Genomic DNA, 16,358 nt, shown 5'->3' with positions numbered 1-16,358 from the left:
CCCACCACCAGGAGGAACCGCCATGACCACGTCCACCCCCACCGCCACGGCCACCAGCGACCCGGCCGGGGTGCAGCACGGCTCACCCGTCCCGGCCGTGGCCGGCATCGGCGCGCTGGGCGCCTTCGCCGCGGCCGCCGTCGTCCTCGGCGACCCGCTGGCGGGGGCCGGGAACGCCCAGGAGGCCGCGGCGGCGCTCGGCAACGCACCGGTCACGCTCGCCGCGACCCTGCTCGGCGGTTACGCGCTCCTCGCCACCGCGGTGGCCGGCGCACTGGCCCGGCGGCTGGGGCGCTCCGGCGAAACCGCGGCCGTGCGGCTGCTGCCGGTTCTCGGCGCCGGCCACGTGCTGCTGCTGGCCGCGACCTTCACCTCGCTGGCGGCGGCGGTGGTCGTGGGCACCCGGGTGCTGGGTGGAGGGGTGACCCCGACGGGCGCGGAGACAGGGCTGATCGTGATGAACGTCGTCCACCCGATGGCCGCCTGGGTGGGAGCAGGGTTCCTCATCGCCGTGGCGGTGGCCGCCCGCGGCACCTCCCGTGCGCTGACGATCGTCAGCGCCGTCTTCGCCGCGGGTCTTCTGCTGCCCCCGGTGGGCTGGGCGGTCACCTACCTGATGGCCTTCTGGTTCGCGGGCGTCGGCGTGTGGCTCTGGCGCCGGCACTGAGGCCGGTTCGCGGCACGACGGTCCGGCTCAGGCCGCGGGGGCCTCGCCGGTCACGAACAGCTCGCGGGAGACGACGCCGGTGTCCGGGTTGTCGGTGAACATCCCGTCGATGCCGGCCTCCCAGAAGGCGGTCTGCTCCTCCAGCGCCCGGCCGTAGTCGTCGGGCGCGACGCCGTCGCGCAGCGCCGGGGGCAGGAAGACGTTCTCGTTGCGGAACGTGTACGGGTGCACCAGCAGGCCGGCCTGGTGCGCGTCGTCGACCAGCGCGGTCGGGGTGCCGAGCGTGCCGTCGGGGTTGCGCGGGATGACCAGGTTCTTGTCCGGGCCCACGCCCTCGGCGTACTCGGCGATCTCCTGCAGCCCCTCGGCGGTCGTGAGGTCGGCGTAGGTGCGCGGGTCACCGGCGACGGTGAGGTCGTAGGGCTGCCCGGAACCCGACAGCAGCTGCACCAGCGGCACCCGCACCCCCTGCTCCTCCAGCTCGCGCAGGTTCGTCGTCTCGAAGGACTGGATGAACACCGGCGAGTGGTGCTTGTGCACCCGCGCCTCGCGCAGGTCGGCCATCAGCGGCTCCTCGAGGGAGAGGCCGATGGAGTCGAAGTAGGTGGGGTGCTTGGTCTCGACGTAGACGCCGATCTCGCGGCGCAGCTCCTTCGTGAGCCGCGCCCGCAGCTCGAGCACCTCGTCGAGGGTCGGCACCTGGTAGAGGCCGTCGTAGAGGGTGTTCTCCTCACGCACCTCGGGCAGCCGCTCGACAGCCCGGAGGGTGCGCAGCTCGGCGAGGGTGAAGTCCTCGGTGAACCAGCCGGTGAGCTCCACCCCGTCGATGACCTTGGTCGTGCGGCGGTCGGCGAACTCCGGCCGGCTCGCGACGTCCGTGGTCCCGGAGATCTCGTTCTCGTGGCGGGCGACGAGGACACCGTCCTTGGTGCTCACCACGTCGGGCTCGATGTAGTCGGCACCCATGCGGGCGGCGAGCTCGTAGGCCGCGAGGGTGTGCTCCGGCCGGTAGCCCGAGGCGCCGCGGTGACCCACGACGAGCAGGTCGTCGGCGAGGGCGGTGGCGGGCTCGGGGGCCGGCGGCTTCGGCGCGGCGGTCGCGGGGACGGCCGCCGGGACGGCGAGGGACAGGGGGACGGCGACCGCGACGGCGGCGACCGTGGCACGCAGGCGGCGTACTCGGGACATCGGGGCTCCCGCGGGCTCGGACGGCGACCGTCGCCGTCGGCTCCGCGAGGTGATCCCAGCGAGGCCAGGTGCCCGGAGGCGGTCCCCCGCCACAACTCCGGGTGACGAGCTGGTGGCGTGCCCGTGTCGCCGGCTCAGCCGGCCCAGACCTCGCCGACGCGCGCCACGACGGTCGCGGCCTGCGCCCGGCCGGCCCGCGCTGCGGGCTCCCGCGCGGCGGGGTCGAGGACGTTGCGGCCGATCGCCGCGCGGGCGGCCTCGTCCGGCGAGACGACAGCGACCCGCGCCACCATGCCGGTGACCTGCGCGTCGACGCTGGCCATCGGGCCGACGCCGCGCGGGATGGGGGCGAGCACGACCAGCCGGTCGTATCCCTGCACCAGGTCGGCATTGGCGGCCGAGCGCATGCCGCCGTCGACGTACCGGCGATCGCCGATGGTCACCGGCGGGTAGACGCCGGGCACCGCGCAGCTCGCGGCCACGGCCTGCACCAGCGGGACGCCGGACTTCCGGTCGAAGGTGCGGAACTCGCCGGTGGCGGCGTCCACCGCGGTGACGACGAGCTCGCGGTCCGGCCAGTCGCGGGAGACCAGCCGCGAACCGATGACGTCCAGCCGCTCCTGCTCGGTCGGCGTCGCCCCGGCGGCCTCCGCCGCGAGCGCCAGGGTGCCGATCCGGCGGCGGAACTCCACGTCGCGGCCGCGGCTGGCGACCATCGCCCAGCCGTAGCGGAGCAGGTTGCCGCGGGTCATCCGGGCCACCCTCTCCTGCACCGGGGGCTCCAGCTGCCGGGCGTACATCTCCTCCAGCGGAGCCCCGCTGGTGATCTGGGCGCCGACGACGGAGCCCGCCGAGGTGCCGACGACGAGATCGGCGCCGGTGAGGTCGATCCCTGCCTCGGCCAGCCCGGCGAGCACGCCGATCTCCCAGGCGATGCCGGTGATGCCCCCGCCGCCGAGAACGAGGGCGGTGCGCTGGTCGCTCATGCGACTCATCCTCACAGACCCCTCGACATGCGCTGTGAGCTGGGCCACCCTGTGGCTCTGATCATCCCGACGAGAGGAAACGCATGACGACCGTGCAGCCCGCCCCGACACCCACCGCGGCCAGCTGGCCGCCCGGGCTGCCCCGGTCCCTGGACTACCCGGCGGTGCCGGTGGGGTCCATCCTGCGGGCCGCGGTACGCCGGTGGGGTGACCGGACGGCGTTCGTCGACCACGACGTGCCGCTGACCTTCACCGAGTTGGGAGCTCGCGCGCACGCGGTCGCCGGCTGGCTGGCCGACCACGGGATCGGCCGAGGTGACGTCGTCGCCGTCCACATCCCCAACTGCCGGCAGTACCCGTCGCTCTACTACGGGATCCTGCTGTCCGGCGCGACCTTCTCCCCCACCAACCCGCTGCTCCCGGCCGCCGACCTCGCCGCCCAGCTCAGCGACGCCGGCGCGACCGTGCTGGTGACCTGGGACCAGGTGCTGCCCTTCGTCCGCGGCGCGCTCGCCCAGACCCCGGTGCGGACCGTCGTCGTCACCGGCGAGGCCCACGTCCTGGACTTCGCCGCACGGCTGGACGGCCTCGAGGACAGCGACGTCGACCTCGCCGACCTGCTGGCCGGCGACCCCACCGACCGGCACCTGGACGCCGACCTCGACGTCGCGACCGACCTCGCGCACCTGGCCTACACCGGCGGGACGACGGGCGTCAGCAAGGGCGTGGAGCTGCCGCACCGCAACGTCGTCACCAACGTGCTGCAGTCCAGCTGCTGGACCTCCGGCGCCGTTCCCCTGCTCGACGAGCAGGGCGACGTGACGCTGGAGCAGGTGCTCGGCCCCGACGAGTACCCCACCCGCCTGGGCGAGGCGCGGATCATCAACCTCACGCCGTGGTTCCACGCCATGGGTGCGATCGGCTACCTCAACGGCATGGTCATGGGCGGCACGATGACCGTCATCCACATGCGCTTCGACCCGGTGAAGTACGTCGAGGACATGATCAGGTACGAGGTCACCACGATCGGCGGCGCGCCGCCGGTCTTCGTGGCCCTGCTCCAGGTGCCCGGCTTCACCGAGGCGGACCTGTCGCACGTCCACGGCATCAGCAGCGGCGCCGCGCCGCTGCCGGTCTCGCTCATCGAGCGGATGCAGGCGCTGATGCCCAACGCCACGATCGGCGAGGGCTACGGCCTCACCGAGGTCACGATGATGGCCACCGGCAACCCGACGTTCCGCTCCGGCACCCGCAAGCCGGGCACGGTCGGGGTGCCGATCTTCGACACCGAGATCACCATCCGCCCGATCGGTGGCGGCGACCCGCTGCCGACCGGTGAGCGGGGCGAGGTCTGCATCCGGGGCCCGCAGGTGATGCGCGGGTACGCGCACCGCCCCGAGGCCACGGCCGACGCGATCGACGCCGACGGCTGGTTCCACTCCGGGGACGTGGGCATCCTCGACGGCGACGGCTACCTCTCGATCGTCGACCGCACCAAGGACATGCTGCTCTACAAGGGCTACAACGTGTTCCCCCGCGAGCTGGAGGAGATCCTGTTCGGGGTGCCCGGCGTGGCCGGCGCGGCGGTGGTCGGCCGCCCCGACGACGAGGTCGGGGAGCTGCCGGTGGCCTACGTCGTGCGCAAGGACGACGCGGACGGCGCCGCGCTGACCGCCGAGTCGGTCATGGCCGCCGTCAACGACAAGGTGACCCCGTACAAGCGGCTGCGCGACGTGCGCTTCATCGACGCGATCCCGGTCTCGGCGGCCGGCAAGGTGCTCAAGCGGGAGCTCGCCGCTCGCGAGCGCGAGGCCATCGGCGGCTGAGCCGACGCGCGCCGCCGCACCCCGAACGGGTGCGGCGGCGCGCATCCGCGGTCCGCGCTCACTATCGTCCGCGGCGTGGACGAGCAGCGGAACGGTCTGGAGACCGAGCACACCGGTGTGCGCATCGCGCACGTCGAGCAGTCCCCCGTCCGGCAGGTCGGGCGCCGGGTGCTCATCGCGGCCGCCGTGCTGCTCGTCGTCGTCCTCATCGTCTACATCGACCGGGACGGCTACGCCGACAGCCGCGGCGACGAGATCTCGGTGCTCGACGCGTTCTACTACGCGACGGTCAGCCTCTCCACCACCGGCTACGGCGACATCACGCCGGTCACCGACGAGGCGCGCCTGATCAACGTCCTGCTGATCACGCCGCTGCGGATCATGTTCCTGATCGTCCTCATCGGAACGACCCTCGAGGCGCTGACCGCGCGCTCCCGGGAGGAGTTCCGCATCCACCGCTGGAGGTCCCGCGTGCGCCAGCACGTCATCGTGTGCGGCTACGGCACCAAGGGCCGCAGCGCCATCCGCTCCCTGCAGGCCAGCGGTACACCGCTGGAGAAGATCGTCGTGGTCGACCCCGAGCCCCGGGCGATCGACGAGGCCAACGCGGTGGGGCTCACCGGCATCGTCGGCGACGCCGGCCGCACCGAGGTGCTCCGCCGGGCGGCCGTCGAACGCGCCCGGTCGGTGATCGTGGCGGCGAACCGGGACGACGCGTCGGTGCTCATCACCCTGACCGTCCGCCAGCTCAACCCGAGCGTGCCGATCACCACCAGTGTCCGCGAGGAGGAGAACGCCAACCTCCTGCGGCAGTCCGGTGCCGACACGGTCATCACCACGTCGGCGACGTCCGGCCGGCTGCTGGGTCTCTCCACCGACGCCCCCCGGGTGGTCGCGGTGGTCGAGGACCTCGTCACCGGGGGCCAGGGCCTGGACCTGCACCAGCGGACGGTCACCACCGACGAGGTGGGGCTGGGGCCACGCCAGCTGCGCGACATCGTGCTCTCGGTGACCCGCGGCGGCCGCACGCTGCGCTTCGACGACCCGCTGATCGGCACGCTGCAGCCGGAGGACGTGCTCGTCGTGGTGAAGGCGCACGACCCGGGGAGGGCCATGCGTCCGCCGACGCAGTAACTCTTCGCCGTCCTCCGGACGACACCGCGACCAATTGCCGTTCCCCGGCTACGACGAGCGAGTCCGCCGTCCCTACGCGGACCCCTCCGGGGCCCACTCGGCACGACCCGGCCGCGCAGCCCCACCTGTGACCGCCGCGCCCAGCTGATCGGCTCGTCGCCGGAGGCCGCCGGCACGGTCGGCCACCCGATCGTGACTACGGCGTCGTGCTGACCAGCGCCCACTCCTGCGCCCGGTGAACCCCCGAGCGCGGGCGCGGTCCTGTGTCGGACCCGCGCGGACAGGCATCATCACCCCGACGCCGGGGACGCCCTCCGGGACCACGCATGAGGAGGAGACCGTGCCGAGCCCTCGACGGACCGACCGTGTCCGCCGGAGACGGCGGATCGACCTGCTGGTCTGCGTGCTCCTGGCCGTCGCGGTGGGCGTGCTGACGAGCGTCGTCGCCCTCGCCGGCGGTGGCGAGCGGGTGCGCCTGCTGTGGGTCGCGGCGACGGTCGCGGAGGACGGCAGCGCCCGGATCACCGAGGTGATCGACTACGACTTCGGCGGGGAGGAACGGCGCGGGATCCTCCGCCAGGTCCCGGGCCTGGACCCCGCTGAGCCGGTCGAGGCGACGTCGCCGGACGCCCCCGACGACGTGACCGTCAGCGCGGACGGCGAGATCCGCGTCGGCGACCCCGACCGGACGGTGACCGGGCGCCACCGGTACGTCCTCGGCTACACCCTGGACGGCGTCGTCTCCGGCGACCGCCTGGCCTGGGATGCCGTGGGCACCGGCTGGGACGTCCCCATCGACGAGGTCCAGGTGCACGTGAGCGCACCGGCCGAGCTGGCGGGGAGCCGCTGCTCCGCGGGCGAGGGGGGATCCACCGATCCCTGCGACGTCGAGCCGGCCGGGCCCGGCCTGCTCTCGGCCCGGTTGGACTCCCTGGACGCCGGGGAGGGCGTCACGGTCTCCGCCACGACGGGCGCCGCCCTCGACGGCGCCCCGGCGCTGCCCGCACCACCGGCGACCGCGCCTCCGGCGGGCGGCACGGGGCCGCTGCTGCCCGGAGCCGTCGCCGGCCTCGCCACGCTGCTCGCGGCCGCTGGCGCGCTGGCCGTGATCAGGCGCGCCGGCCGGGAGCGGGTGCCGGCGGTCGGCATCCCGGTGACCTCCGCGCCCGGCCAGGACGCGCGGATCGACCTGGCGACGCTCGCCGACCACGCCGTCCCCTCGCCCTCCCTGCCCGGCAGCCTGCCCCCCGCGCACGGCGGCGTGCTGCTGGCCGGCTCCGTCACCCCGGCACACAAGACGGCCTGGCTCATCGACCAGGCCGTGGCCGGCACCATCGACCTGGAGTCACCGGACGGGCAGCCCGAGGAGGTCGTCCTGGTGCGGCGGCAGCCGGGCGACGGGGAGGTCCGCCGGCTGCTGGACCTGCTGTTCCGCGACCGGGACCGGCTCCCGCTCGGCGAGTACGACGAGGGCTTCGCCGCGGGCTGGGCGGAGCTCGGCACGCATCTCGACACGTGGCAGAGCACCAGCGGCCTGTGGGACGGCGACGCCGACCGCCGCGCCGGCCGGCTTCGGCTGCTCGGCGGCCTGGGCGCCGTCGTCGGCGTCGCCGGGGCCCTGTTCGCCGGCTACCTGTCGATCCAGGACGTCGGGCTGCCGCTCGCGCTGGCGGCGGCCGGTGGCGCACTGGCCGGGGCGGGCGCGGCCACCGCGGTCGCCGGGTGGGAGTTGCGGGTGCTCACGTCGGCCGGCTCCGCGGCGTGGCTGCAGGTCGAGTCGCTGCGGCGGTTCCTCGCCGCGTCCCCGCCGACGGCGCTCGACGAGGCGATCGCCTCCGGTCAGCTCGGCCGCTACACCGCCTGGGCCGTCTCGCTGGGTGAGGCGGAGCGGTGGTCGCAGCTCGCCTCGTCCGTCGACGTCCCGGCCCGCTCGGGCCAGGATGCCCGGTACCTGCACTACGCGGCCTTCGGGCCGGTCCTCCTCGCCGGCTGCAGCACGGCCGGCACCGCGCCGTCGTCGTCCACCTCCGGCGGGAACGTCGGCGGGAGCGTCGGGGGCGGCGCCGGTGGAGGTGGCGGCGGCTCCTGGTGACCTGGTGGTCGCCGCTGCCCCGCCACGCAGACACACGTTGGGCCCGGTCGGATGACCGGGCCCAACGTGGTGGAGCTTCAGGGGTGGAGGTGGCGGGAATCGAACCCGCGTCCTTCGACGCATATCCAGGGCTTCTCCGAGCGCAGTTCGCTACTGCCTCTGCTCGACCCCATCGATCTCGCGAACAAGTCGATGTGACGGGCCCAGTCGCTGTGAGGTGTCCCATGAACGCCCGCGACCGGCGCTCATGGTGAGTCATCTAGCTGATGCCAGGATCCGGGCCGATGACGAACCCGGGCTGACAGACTCACTCCTGCTGCTTAGGCAGCGAGAGCGAAGTCGCGCTGACTGGAGTCGGCGCTTGTGTGTTTTGCAACGCATGGTTAACGAGCTCATCGTTGCCTTCCTCGGCTCGCTTCCCCTGGACACCCGACCGAAGTCGAGACCAATCACCCCCTGTGTAGTTGTGCAGTCAGGGTAACGGCCCGGTCCAGCCGGTTGTTCCCCCCCACACCGCGGCCCCGCCCAGAGGCTCGTCGCGAGCTCGCGAGGGACGAGGAGGACGGGGTCCTCTTTCAGATCCAGTCGCGCCGCTTGAACACCAGGTACAGCGTGAGGCTGACCCCGAACATCAGCAGCAGCGCGAACGGGTAGCCCCACACCTCGTCGAGCTCGGGCATGTGGTCGAAGTTCATGCCGTAGACGCCGCCCACCAGACTCGGGGCGAACAGGATGGCCGCCCAGGCGGAGATCTTCTTGACCTCCTCGCCCTGCGCGATGCTCGTCTCGGTGAGCTCGCGGATCTCCTCGTTCTGCCGCTGCGCCACCAGGGTGGCGTTCACGGTGAGGATGTCGCGCAGCTGCAGGCGGAAGCCCTCCACCCGCTCGTTGACCTGCACCACGTGGTCGGCGACGTCGCGCAGGTAGCTGCGCAGCTCCTCGTCCACGCCGTACTTGTCGAAACCGGCGGTGATCGCGGCGATGATGCCGGTCAGGGGCTGCGCCGCGCGCTGGAACTCCAGCACCTCCTGCGACAGCTCGTAGATGCGCCGCGAGACCCCGGGGTCGCCGCCGAACACCTGGGTCTCGATCTCGTCGATGTCGTTGGCCAGGCCCTCGACCACCGGCCCGTACCCGTCGACGACCGCGTCGAGGGCCGCGTACAGCACCGCCTCGCTGCCCTTGGCCAGCAGCGCGGGATCGCTCTCCAGCCGGCGGCGCACCCGGGCCAGGTCGGGGGACTCGCTGTGCCGCACCGTGATCGCGAAGTCGGGCCCGAGGAACAGGTGCAGCTCCCCGAACTCCACCTCCTCCAGCGCGTCGACGTACCGCGCCGCCTTGAGCACGACGAACAGCGTGCTGCCGTAGCGCTCGAACTTCGGCCGCTGGTGGGCCTTGATCGCGTCCTCGACGGCGAGCTCGGGCAGGTCGAACAGCTCGGCCAGCGCGCCGAGCTCCCCGGGCTCCGGCCGGTAGAGCCCCAGCCAGGCCAGCCGGTCCTCGCCGAGCGCGAGCTCCTCCCGGCTCTCGGCAGGTGAGTCGGGCGTGGCCACGCGCCGGCCGTCGGAGTAGACGGCGTTGTCGACGATCCGCGACGGTTCGGACACCAGGGCCGACACCGACGTCGCCCCCGTAGCCGGCGGGGCCGGCTGCCGGACGGGCGGGAAGAGCTCGAGCCGCGGACGGCGGGCGAGGGTGGACAGTGCGGTCAGCGGCGCACGGCGACGCTCGGCCATGACGGACTCCCGGGGCGAGGGGACGGCGGTGGGCACCGGTGCGGTCCTCGCGACCTCCCAGCGGGGAGGGGCGCCTCAGCGGGCGGGGAGGACCTGGGGACCGGTACTGGGAGGCTCACTTCGCACGGCGTCCCCCTCCCGGCTCCGGGCTGCTCGCGCCCCTGATCTCGGCCATCGTCCATCCTCCCACGCGGGCACGGGAGCGCGGACCGTGTCCTCGCCCACACGGGTGAACCGGGTGGCCGCGCCGGTCAGCCGACGGCGCCCAGGACCAGGTCGACCAGCAGCGGGAGCAGCAGCACGATGAGGATCGCGCCGAGGACGTCGAAGGAGATGCCCGACCGGATCATCTTGGTGATCGGCACGACGCCGGAGCCGTACACGATCGCGTTCTGCGGCGTGGAGACCGGGAGCATGAAGCCGAAGGAGGCCGCGAAGGTCGCCGCCAGCGCCGGGACGAACGGGTTGATCCCCGCGGCCACGGCCACCGGGATGATGATCGGGACGACGACGGCGGCCGACGCCGTGTTCGACGTCGTCTCGCTGATGATGATCGCCAGGATCACCGCGAACACGGTGATCGCCAGCGTGCTGGTCAGGCCGAGCCCGTCGGCCGACGCCTGGCCGATCGTCTCCGCCAGGCCGGTGTCGGCCAGCAGCGAGCCGAAGATGATCCCGGTGCCGAACAGCAGGATCGTGCCCCAGTCGATGGTGGCCGCGTCGCTCCAGTCGAGGGTGAACTCCCGGCGCTTCCAGTCGGTGGGCAGCAGGAACAGGAGCGAGGCCCCGAGGACGGCGACGATGCCCTCGTCGAGCCGGTCGCCGAGCGTCGCGTACAGCTCCGACTCGGTGCCCGCGGTCAGCGCGATGACGCCGGGGAAGATCCACAGCGCCACGGTGACGCCGAAGGCGATCAGGGTGTTGCGCTCGGCGCCGGAGAAGGGGCCGAGCTCGGCCCGCTCCTTCTGGACGTACTCGTGCACGCCCTCGATCCGCTTGATCTCCGGCTTGTTGATCAGCAGCAGCACGACCGTGAGCGCGACGAACATCAGCGCGCAGATCGGCAGCGCCATGAGCATCCAGTCGAGGAAGCCGATCCGCTCCCCGGTCGCCTCCTCGATCAGCCCGCGGCCGATCAGGTTGGGCGGGCTGCCGACCGGGGTGAGCAGGCCCCCGACGCCCGCGCCGTAGGCCAGCATCAGCATCAGGGCGACGCCGACGCGCAGCCGGAGCGGGTCGAAGTCCGGCTTCACCAGCTCCTTGTCCTGCAGCAGCTTGGCGATCACCGACAGGATGCCGATCGCCGTGGGCAGCAGCATCGCGACGGTGGCGGTGTTGGACACGAACGCCGACAGCACCGCGGTGATGAACCCGAAGGCGATCACGACCCGGGCGGTCGAGGCACCGACCCACGTCAGCGACAGGATGAACATCGCGAAGCGCCGGGCCACCCCGTGCTTGAGCATGGCCGCGGCGAGGATGAACGCGCCGATGAAGGTGAACACCGTCGTCGAGCCGAACGGCGCCAGCGCGTCGTCGGCCGGCACCACCCCGAGCACCGCGATCGCGGCGACGCCGATGAGGCCGCCGATGGGGATGGGCACCGGCTCGGTGATCCACAGGACGATGACCCCGAGCAGGATCGCGGCGAGCAGGTGCTGGTCGCGCGGCAGGTCGAGCGGAACCAGCGCGAAGACCAGGGTGACCAGCGGCGCGAGGAACAGACCGACGGTGCGCCGGCCCTTCTCGAACCGTTCCTCGGCCGGGCTGAGCTGCTGCTCCCCCAGGCTGCGGTACGTGGCGCTGCCGCGGAAGGCGGCGTCGACGTCGGTGCGCTGCGCCGCCCCCCGGCCGTGGGCGGCCGCCTGGACCGCGCCCTGCGATCGCTCGGTCGACGTCATGACGCCCCCCTCAGGCCGGCTCCGGCGGCATGACCTTAGGGCCGCGACCACCGCTCAGCGACCTGGAGAACGCACCGGTCCCTGAACGGTGACGCAGCAGGGGCGGCGCCGGCTCAGCCGCGGCCGAAGATGCCCTGGCCGAACGCTCCGTTGGCGGTGATCACGCGCGACAGCCCCTTGCCCAGCTCGACCACGCGGGCGGTCTTCTCCGCGCCCAGCGACAGCCACGGATCGGCGGCGAGGGCGTCGGTCTGCACCTCGATGCGGGCGCGCAGCTCGGCGCCCTCCTCGGTCAGGCCGGCGTCGTCGAGGAGCCCGCGGTCGGCCAGCGCCGCGCACCCGGCCGCCCACTGCTCGTCGCTCCACCCGCGGGTCGCCTTGGCCGCGGGCACGGTGAACCCCCGGCCGGTGGCGCAGTGCGTGATCAGGGCCTCCAGCCCGGACAGCCCGGCGTGCACCAGGACGGCGACGTGCCCGTCCCCGCGGTGCTCGCGCAGCAGCGTGGCGCCGTGCCACAGCGCCAGCAGCGGCTCCTCCGGCCACGGCAGGTCGGCGTGCCCGGCGTACAGCGGCCGGCCTTCCGCGCTGAGCCCGGCGCAGGCCTCGCGGAGCAGCCCGGCCAGCTCGGCCACCTCGGGGCTCCCGGCGGTCTCCTCGCCGAGCAGGCGGGTGAGGGAGGCGCGGGCGGCGTCCAGGCGGGCGGCGAGCACCTGCTCGGGCGTCGCCAGCGACCACGCGCGCGGGATCATGTGCGCCACCAGCGAGGGCGCGAAGTTGTAGAAGGTCGCCGTCACGACCCCCGCGCCGACGGCGCCCATGGCCGCGGCCCGCCCGGCGAAGTAGACCATCCGGCCCGGCCGCAGGCCGACCGCACCGAGGTGCTCGTCCTGCTCCGGGGCGAAGTACAGCTGCGAGTGCAGCGGGTCGATCGCGCGGTGGGCGCGGCCGACGAGGGCGGGATCGAAGACGGGCGCGGACTGCTCGGCGCTGACCATGGGCGCACCCTAGCCAGCCACCACCGCCGGCAGTGACAGGGACCACGTCACCCGGGTCCGGACCGTGCGGAAACCGAGGCTCTCGTAGAGCCGCAGCGCGCCGGTGACGTTGTCGCTGTCGACGTCGAGGACGGCGGCCTGGCAGTCGTGCGCGGCGGCTGCCGCCAGGCTGCGGCCGATCATCGCCGCCGCCACGCCCCGCCCCCGGGCGGCGGGCAGCACGCCGATCTGGCCGAGGACCACCTCGCGGTGCCCCTTCGCCCGGGTGTCGGCCTCGTAGACGTAGCCGAGCACGTAGCCCTGCACCGCGCCGTCCTCGACGGCGAGCACCGACAGATCGGGCCGGAAGGCCCGCGCGCCGGTGAACAGGCGCTGCCACGATGCCTCGTCGCGCTCGCTGGAGCCGTGGTGCTCGGTGAACGCCGCGTTGTGCGCTCGGCGCACCTCGTCGTCGCGGTCCCACTGGAACGGGACGAGCTCGACACCCGGGACCTCCCGCGCCTCGGGGAGGTCGGTGAGCGGCCGCTCCATGGTGCGGTACCAGCGCTCCGCGGTCAGCCCGCGCCCCTGCACCAGGCGCTCCAGGGCCGGCTGGCTGCCGAGCACGCCCACCACCAGCCGCGCCGACGCCTCGGGGTGCCGCTCGGCGTGCACCTCCGCCCCGCGGGCGAGCTGCCAGTCCAGCAGGGCGGCGCCGATCCCGCGGCCCCGCTGGTCGGGGCGCACCCGGCCGTCGAGGACGATCCGGAAGGCGTCCCGGAAGGTGGGGCTGGCGGAGACGACCGCGACGCCGGCGAGCGCGCCGCCGGCGTCGCAGACGGCGATCCCGTCCCGCCCGGGGTCGACGCCCCAGCCGGTCCACTCGTCACCGATGTCGTCGGCGTCGGGGAACTCGCCGGAGTCGTCGAGCGGTTCGGCGGCGACGAGCAGCTCGGCGACCGCCGCGGCGTCGTCGGTGCGCAGGGGGCGGGCGGTGCAGCCGTCGGGGACGGCGGGGAGCGCGGGCACGAGGGCCGAGGCTAGGCAGTCGCCCCGGCGCGGCGCGAGCCGATTTACCGGAGCCGCACGAACAGGCAGAACGGGTGGCCGGCCGGATCGGTGAAGACGCGGACGTCCTCCTCCGCGTCGGTGTGCCCGCCGACCCGGCGCGCACCGGCCTGCTCCGCCACCGCGGTGAAGGCGTCGAGGTCGTCGACCTGGAAGTCCAGGTGCTGCTGCATCTGCTGGGCGCCCGGCTGCGGTGGCCACACGGGCGGTACGTGGTCGTCCTCCCGCTGGAAGGACAGCCCCGGGCCGCCGTCCTCGGGCCGCAGCGTGGCCCACTGCGGATCGTCGTCGCGGATCGGCCAGCCGAGCAGGCGCTGGTAGAAGCGGGCCAGCCCCTGCGGGTCCGGGGTGCCGAGGACGGTCGCCGTCAGGCGGATGCTCGGGGTCACGCCTCGATCGTGAACAGCCGGGCCCCGTTGTGCCACAGGACGGCGCGCAGCCACTCCTCCCCCAGGTCCAGCCGGTGCAGCGCAGCCAGCTGGTGGGCGTAGGGATACGGGATGGACGGGAAGTCGCTGCCGAGGAGCACCTTGTCCCGCAGCGCGGCCAGCCGCGGGAGGTCCGCCAGGTCGAAGGGCATCAGCCGCTGGGTGAAGTCCGTGGCGAACATCGTGGTGTCCAGGTGGACCCGCTCGTAGCGCTCGGCCAGGTCGAGGAACTCCCGGTACTCCGGCATGCCCAGGTGGGCGATCACCAGCTGGAGCCGCGGGAACCGCTCGAGCAACCCCTGCATCGGCACCGGGCCGGTGTGCTCGCCGGCCAGCGGGCCCGAGCCGCAGTGGATGACCACCGGGGTGCCGGTCTCCTCCAGCCGCGCCCAGACGTCGTCGAGCAGCCGGTCCCGCGGGTCGAAGGCGCCGACCTGCACGTGCACCTTGAAGATCCGCGCGCCGCGGTCGAGGGCGGTGGCGACGTAGCCGTCGACGCCCGCCTCGGGGAAGAACGTCGCCGACTGCAGCACCTGCGGGCGTTCCGCGGCGAACTCGGCCGACCACTCGTTGAGCCAGGCGGCCATGCCGGGCTTGTGCGGGTACGGCAGCGTCGGGAAGGCGCGCACCCCGAGCCGCGCCAGGACGGCGAGCCGCTCCTCCTCGGGCAGCCGGTAGGCCACCGGCCAGTCGGCCCCGTAGTGGGTGCCGGCCGCCTCGAAGTACTGCCACACCTTCGCCTGCACCCGCTCGGGCAGGACGTGCACGTGCACGTCGACCAGCCCGGGCAGACCCAGCTCTCGCCAGTACCGCGGGACGTCGGCGTCGTCCGCCGGGGGCTGGACGGTGCTCACGGGACCGTGACGACGACCTTGCCGCGCACGTGCCCGCCGGCGACGAGCTCGTGGGCCTGGGCCGTCTGCTCCAGCGGGAACGCCTTCGCGACCGCCACCCGCAGCTGGCCGGCGTCGGCCATGCGGGCCAGCTCCTCCAGGTCGTGCCGCTCCGGGCGGACGAAGACGTAGCGCCCACCCATGTCGTTGACCGAGGGGTCCACGACGCTGGCGATGCGGGCGACGTCGCGCACCTGCTGCGGCGCGTCGGCCAGCGTGTCCCCGCCGTTGAGGTCGAGCACGGGGTCCACCTTGTCGGTGAGCTGCTCGCTGATCGGGCCCGCCGAGTAGTCGAGCACCTCGGCGGCGCCGGCCTCGCGGAGGAAGCCGTGGTTGCGGGGGCTCGCGGTGCCGATGACGTGCGCGCCGAGCGCGACGGCGATCTGCACGGCGAAGAAGCCGACCCCACCGGCGGCCCGGTGCACCAGCACGCGGTCGCCCTCGCCGACGCGGAGCGCCTCGGTGAGCGCCTGGTAGGCGGTCAGGCCGGCCAGCGGCACGCCGCCGGCCTCGGTGAACGACAGGGACTCGGGCTTGTGCGCCAGGCAGCGCTGCGGTGCGGGGACGAGCTCGGCCGCCGTCCCCCACTGGACGTCGTCGCGCCGCAGGTAGCCGAACACCTCGTCACCGGGCTTGAAGTCGACGATCGCGGGGCCGACGGCCTCGACGACCCCGGCGAGGTCCCAGCCCGGGACGATCGGGAAGTTGTGCGGGAAGAAGGCGGACAGGCCGCCTTCGCGGATGCCGATGTCGACCGGGTTGACGCCCGCGGCCCGGGTGCGCACCAGCACCGTGTCCGGGCCGACCGGCGGCTCGGGGAGGTCGTCCCGCAGCTGCAGGACGTCCACGCCCCCGAACCGGTCGTACGCGATGCCTCTCATGCGCTCACCGTATGCGCGCCCTGTCAGCGTCGCCGCCCGCCCGTCCCGGGACGCCGTCCACCGGCCGGCCACTCGACCACCCACTGCTCCCCGACCGGCAGCGCGGCCCACCGGCGGGCCGCCTCCCGCACGGCCCGGACGGCGGCCTCGACCCGGTCACGCGGGAGACCCGCGGCCGCGACGTGGGCAGGCAGCACCTCCTCGCCCCGGGCCAGCCGGCCGACGACGTCCGCGACGGTCTCCGCACGCTGCACGGCCTCGGTCCGCTCCCGCTTCAGCCGGTCGGACCGCTCGGCGGAATGCGGCGGCCGGCGGCCGGACACGTGCCGCATGCTGCCCCACACCACGCCGTCGGCGACGCAGCCCCAGACGCCGTCGTGCAGCGGCAGCGCCGTCTCGACGACGGCGTGCACCAGGTCGTGCGGCAGGTCGGCTCCGCCCCCGGCACCCCGCATGGCGAACACGACGCCGTCGTCCCGCTCGACCAGGGTCTCGACCGGCCGACGGTCTGCCATCCGCTGGAAGGTCATCCGCACGGCCCGAGTGTTCCGGGCCGCTCAACCGGTTTTCCGGCGACGCCCGTT

The 16,358-nt window shown here is 73.9% G+C and carries 14 protein-coding genes and 1 other RNA gene; 4 read left to right on the top strand and 11 right to left on the bottom strand.

What is annotated here, in order from left to right:
- Positions 1-22 precede the first annotated feature (22 nt).
- A complete protein-coding gene (locus ACI79K_RS02760; protein ID WP_456598901.1) occupies positions 23-667 on the top strand; it encodes a hypothetical protein in 645 nt (214 codons plus the stop codon).
- 27 nt (positions 668-694) lie between these two features.
- Here ACI79K_RS02760 and ACI79K_RS02755 read toward each other — a convergent pair whose 3' ends face one another.
- On the bottom strand, positions 695-1,855 hold the full coding sequence (locus ACI79K_RS02755; RefSeq protein WP_456587388.1) for a glycerophosphodiester phosphodiesterase: 1,161 nt from the start codon (positions 1,853-1,855) through the stop codon (positions 695-697).
- 134 nt (positions 1,856-1,989) lie between these two features.
- Positions 1,990-2,841 carry a patatin-like phospholipase family protein gene (locus ACI79K_RS02750; RefSeq protein ID WP_456587387.1) on the bottom strand — a complete coding sequence of 284 codons (852 nt, stop codon included), beginning with the start codon at positions 2,839-2,841 and terminating at the stop codon, positions 1,990-1,992.
- An 83-nt stretch (positions 2,842-2,924) separates the two neighbouring features.
- Here ACI79K_RS02750 and ACI79K_RS02745 point away from each other — a divergent pair, with 83 nt between their 5' ends.
- From ACI79K_RS02745 to ACI79K_RS02735, 3 genes are all read left to right on the top strand, one after another.
- A complete protein-coding gene (locus ACI79K_RS02745) occupies positions 2,925-4,667 on the top strand; it encodes a class I adenylate-forming enzyme family protein (RefSeq protein ID WP_456598900.1) in 1,743 nt (580 codons plus the stop codon).
- A gap of 75 nt (positions 4,668-4,742) precedes the next feature.
- On the top strand, positions 4,743-5,801 hold the full coding sequence (locus ACI79K_RS02740; RefSeq protein WP_456587385.1) for a potassium channel family protein: 1,059 nt from the start codon (positions 4,743-4,745) through the stop codon (positions 5,799-5,801).
- Between the two features lie 340 nt (positions 5,802-6,141).
- Positions 6,142-7,893, top strand: coding sequence for a DUF2207 domain-containing protein (locus ACI79K_RS02735; RefSeq protein WP_456598899.1), 1,752 nt, complete (start codon positions 6,142-6,144; stop codon positions 7,891-7,893).
- Positions 7,894-7,974: 81 nt separating this feature from the next.
- On the opposite strand, the gene ssrA is transcribed toward ACI79K_RS02735, so the two are convergent.
- The 9 genes from ssrA to ACI79K_RS02690 form a co-directional block, all read right to left on the bottom strand.
- Positions 7,975-8,350: a transfer-messenger RNA gene (gene ssrA, locus ACI79K_RS02730) on the bottom strand.
- A gap of 118 nt (positions 8,351-8,468) precedes the next feature.
- Positions 8,469-9,665, bottom strand: a complete 1,197-nt coding sequence (locus tag ACI79K_RS02725) for a CorA family divalent cation transporter (protein WP_456587383.1) — start codon at positions 9,663-9,665, stop codon at positions 8,469-8,471.
- Between the two features lie 215 nt (positions 9,666-9,880).
- Positions 9,881-11,530 carry an SLC13 family permease gene (locus ACI79K_RS02720; protein WP_456598898.1) on the bottom strand — a complete coding sequence of 550 codons (1,650 nt, stop codon included), beginning with the start codon at positions 11,528-11,530 and terminating at the stop codon, positions 9,881-9,883.
- A 113-nt stretch (positions 11,531-11,643) separates the two neighbouring features.
- Complete coding sequence (locus tag ACI79K_RS02715) at positions 11,644-12,525, bottom strand: SCO6745 family protein (RefSeq protein WP_456587381.1); 882 nt, start codon at positions 12,523-12,525, stop codon at positions 11,644-11,646.
- Positions 12,526-12,534: 9 nt separating this feature from the next.
- A complete protein-coding gene (locus ACI79K_RS02710; RefSeq protein WP_456598897.1) occupies positions 12,535-13,533 on the bottom strand; it encodes a GNAT family N-acetyltransferase in 999 nt (332 codons plus the stop codon).
- 44 nt (positions 13,534-13,577) lie between these two features.
- Positions 13,578-13,961, bottom strand: coding sequence for a VOC family protein (locus tag ACI79K_RS02705; protein ID WP_456598896.1), 384 nt, complete (start codon positions 13,959-13,961; stop codon positions 13,578-13,580).
- Positions 13,958-14,854, bottom strand: coding sequence for an amidohydrolase family protein (locus ACI79K_RS02700; RefSeq protein ID WP_456598895.1), 897 nt, complete (start codon positions 14,852-14,854; stop codon positions 13,958-13,960). The genes ACI79K_RS02705 and ACI79K_RS02700 overlap by 4 nt, the downstream gene beginning before the upstream one ends.
- Positions 14,851-15,774, bottom strand: a complete 924-nt coding sequence (locus tag ACI79K_RS02695) for an NADP-dependent oxidoreductase (RefSeq protein WP_456598894.1) — start codon at positions 15,772-15,774, stop codon at positions 14,851-14,853. Before ACI79K_RS02695 ends, ACI79K_RS02700 begins: the two co-directional genes overlap by 4 nt.
- Positions 15,775-15,797: 23 nt before the next feature.
- Positions 15,798-16,289, bottom strand: coding sequence for a hypothetical protein (locus ACI79K_RS02690; RefSeq protein WP_456598893.1), 492 nt, complete (start codon positions 16,287-16,289; stop codon positions 15,798-15,800).
- Positions 16,290-16,358: the final 69 nt, after the last annotated feature.

It is taken from the genome of Blastococcus sp. SYSU DS0616 (genome assembly GCF_054051015.1).
Note: the sequence above shows the minus strand (reverse complement) of the source record. Positions and strands in the feature narration are given on the sequence as shown.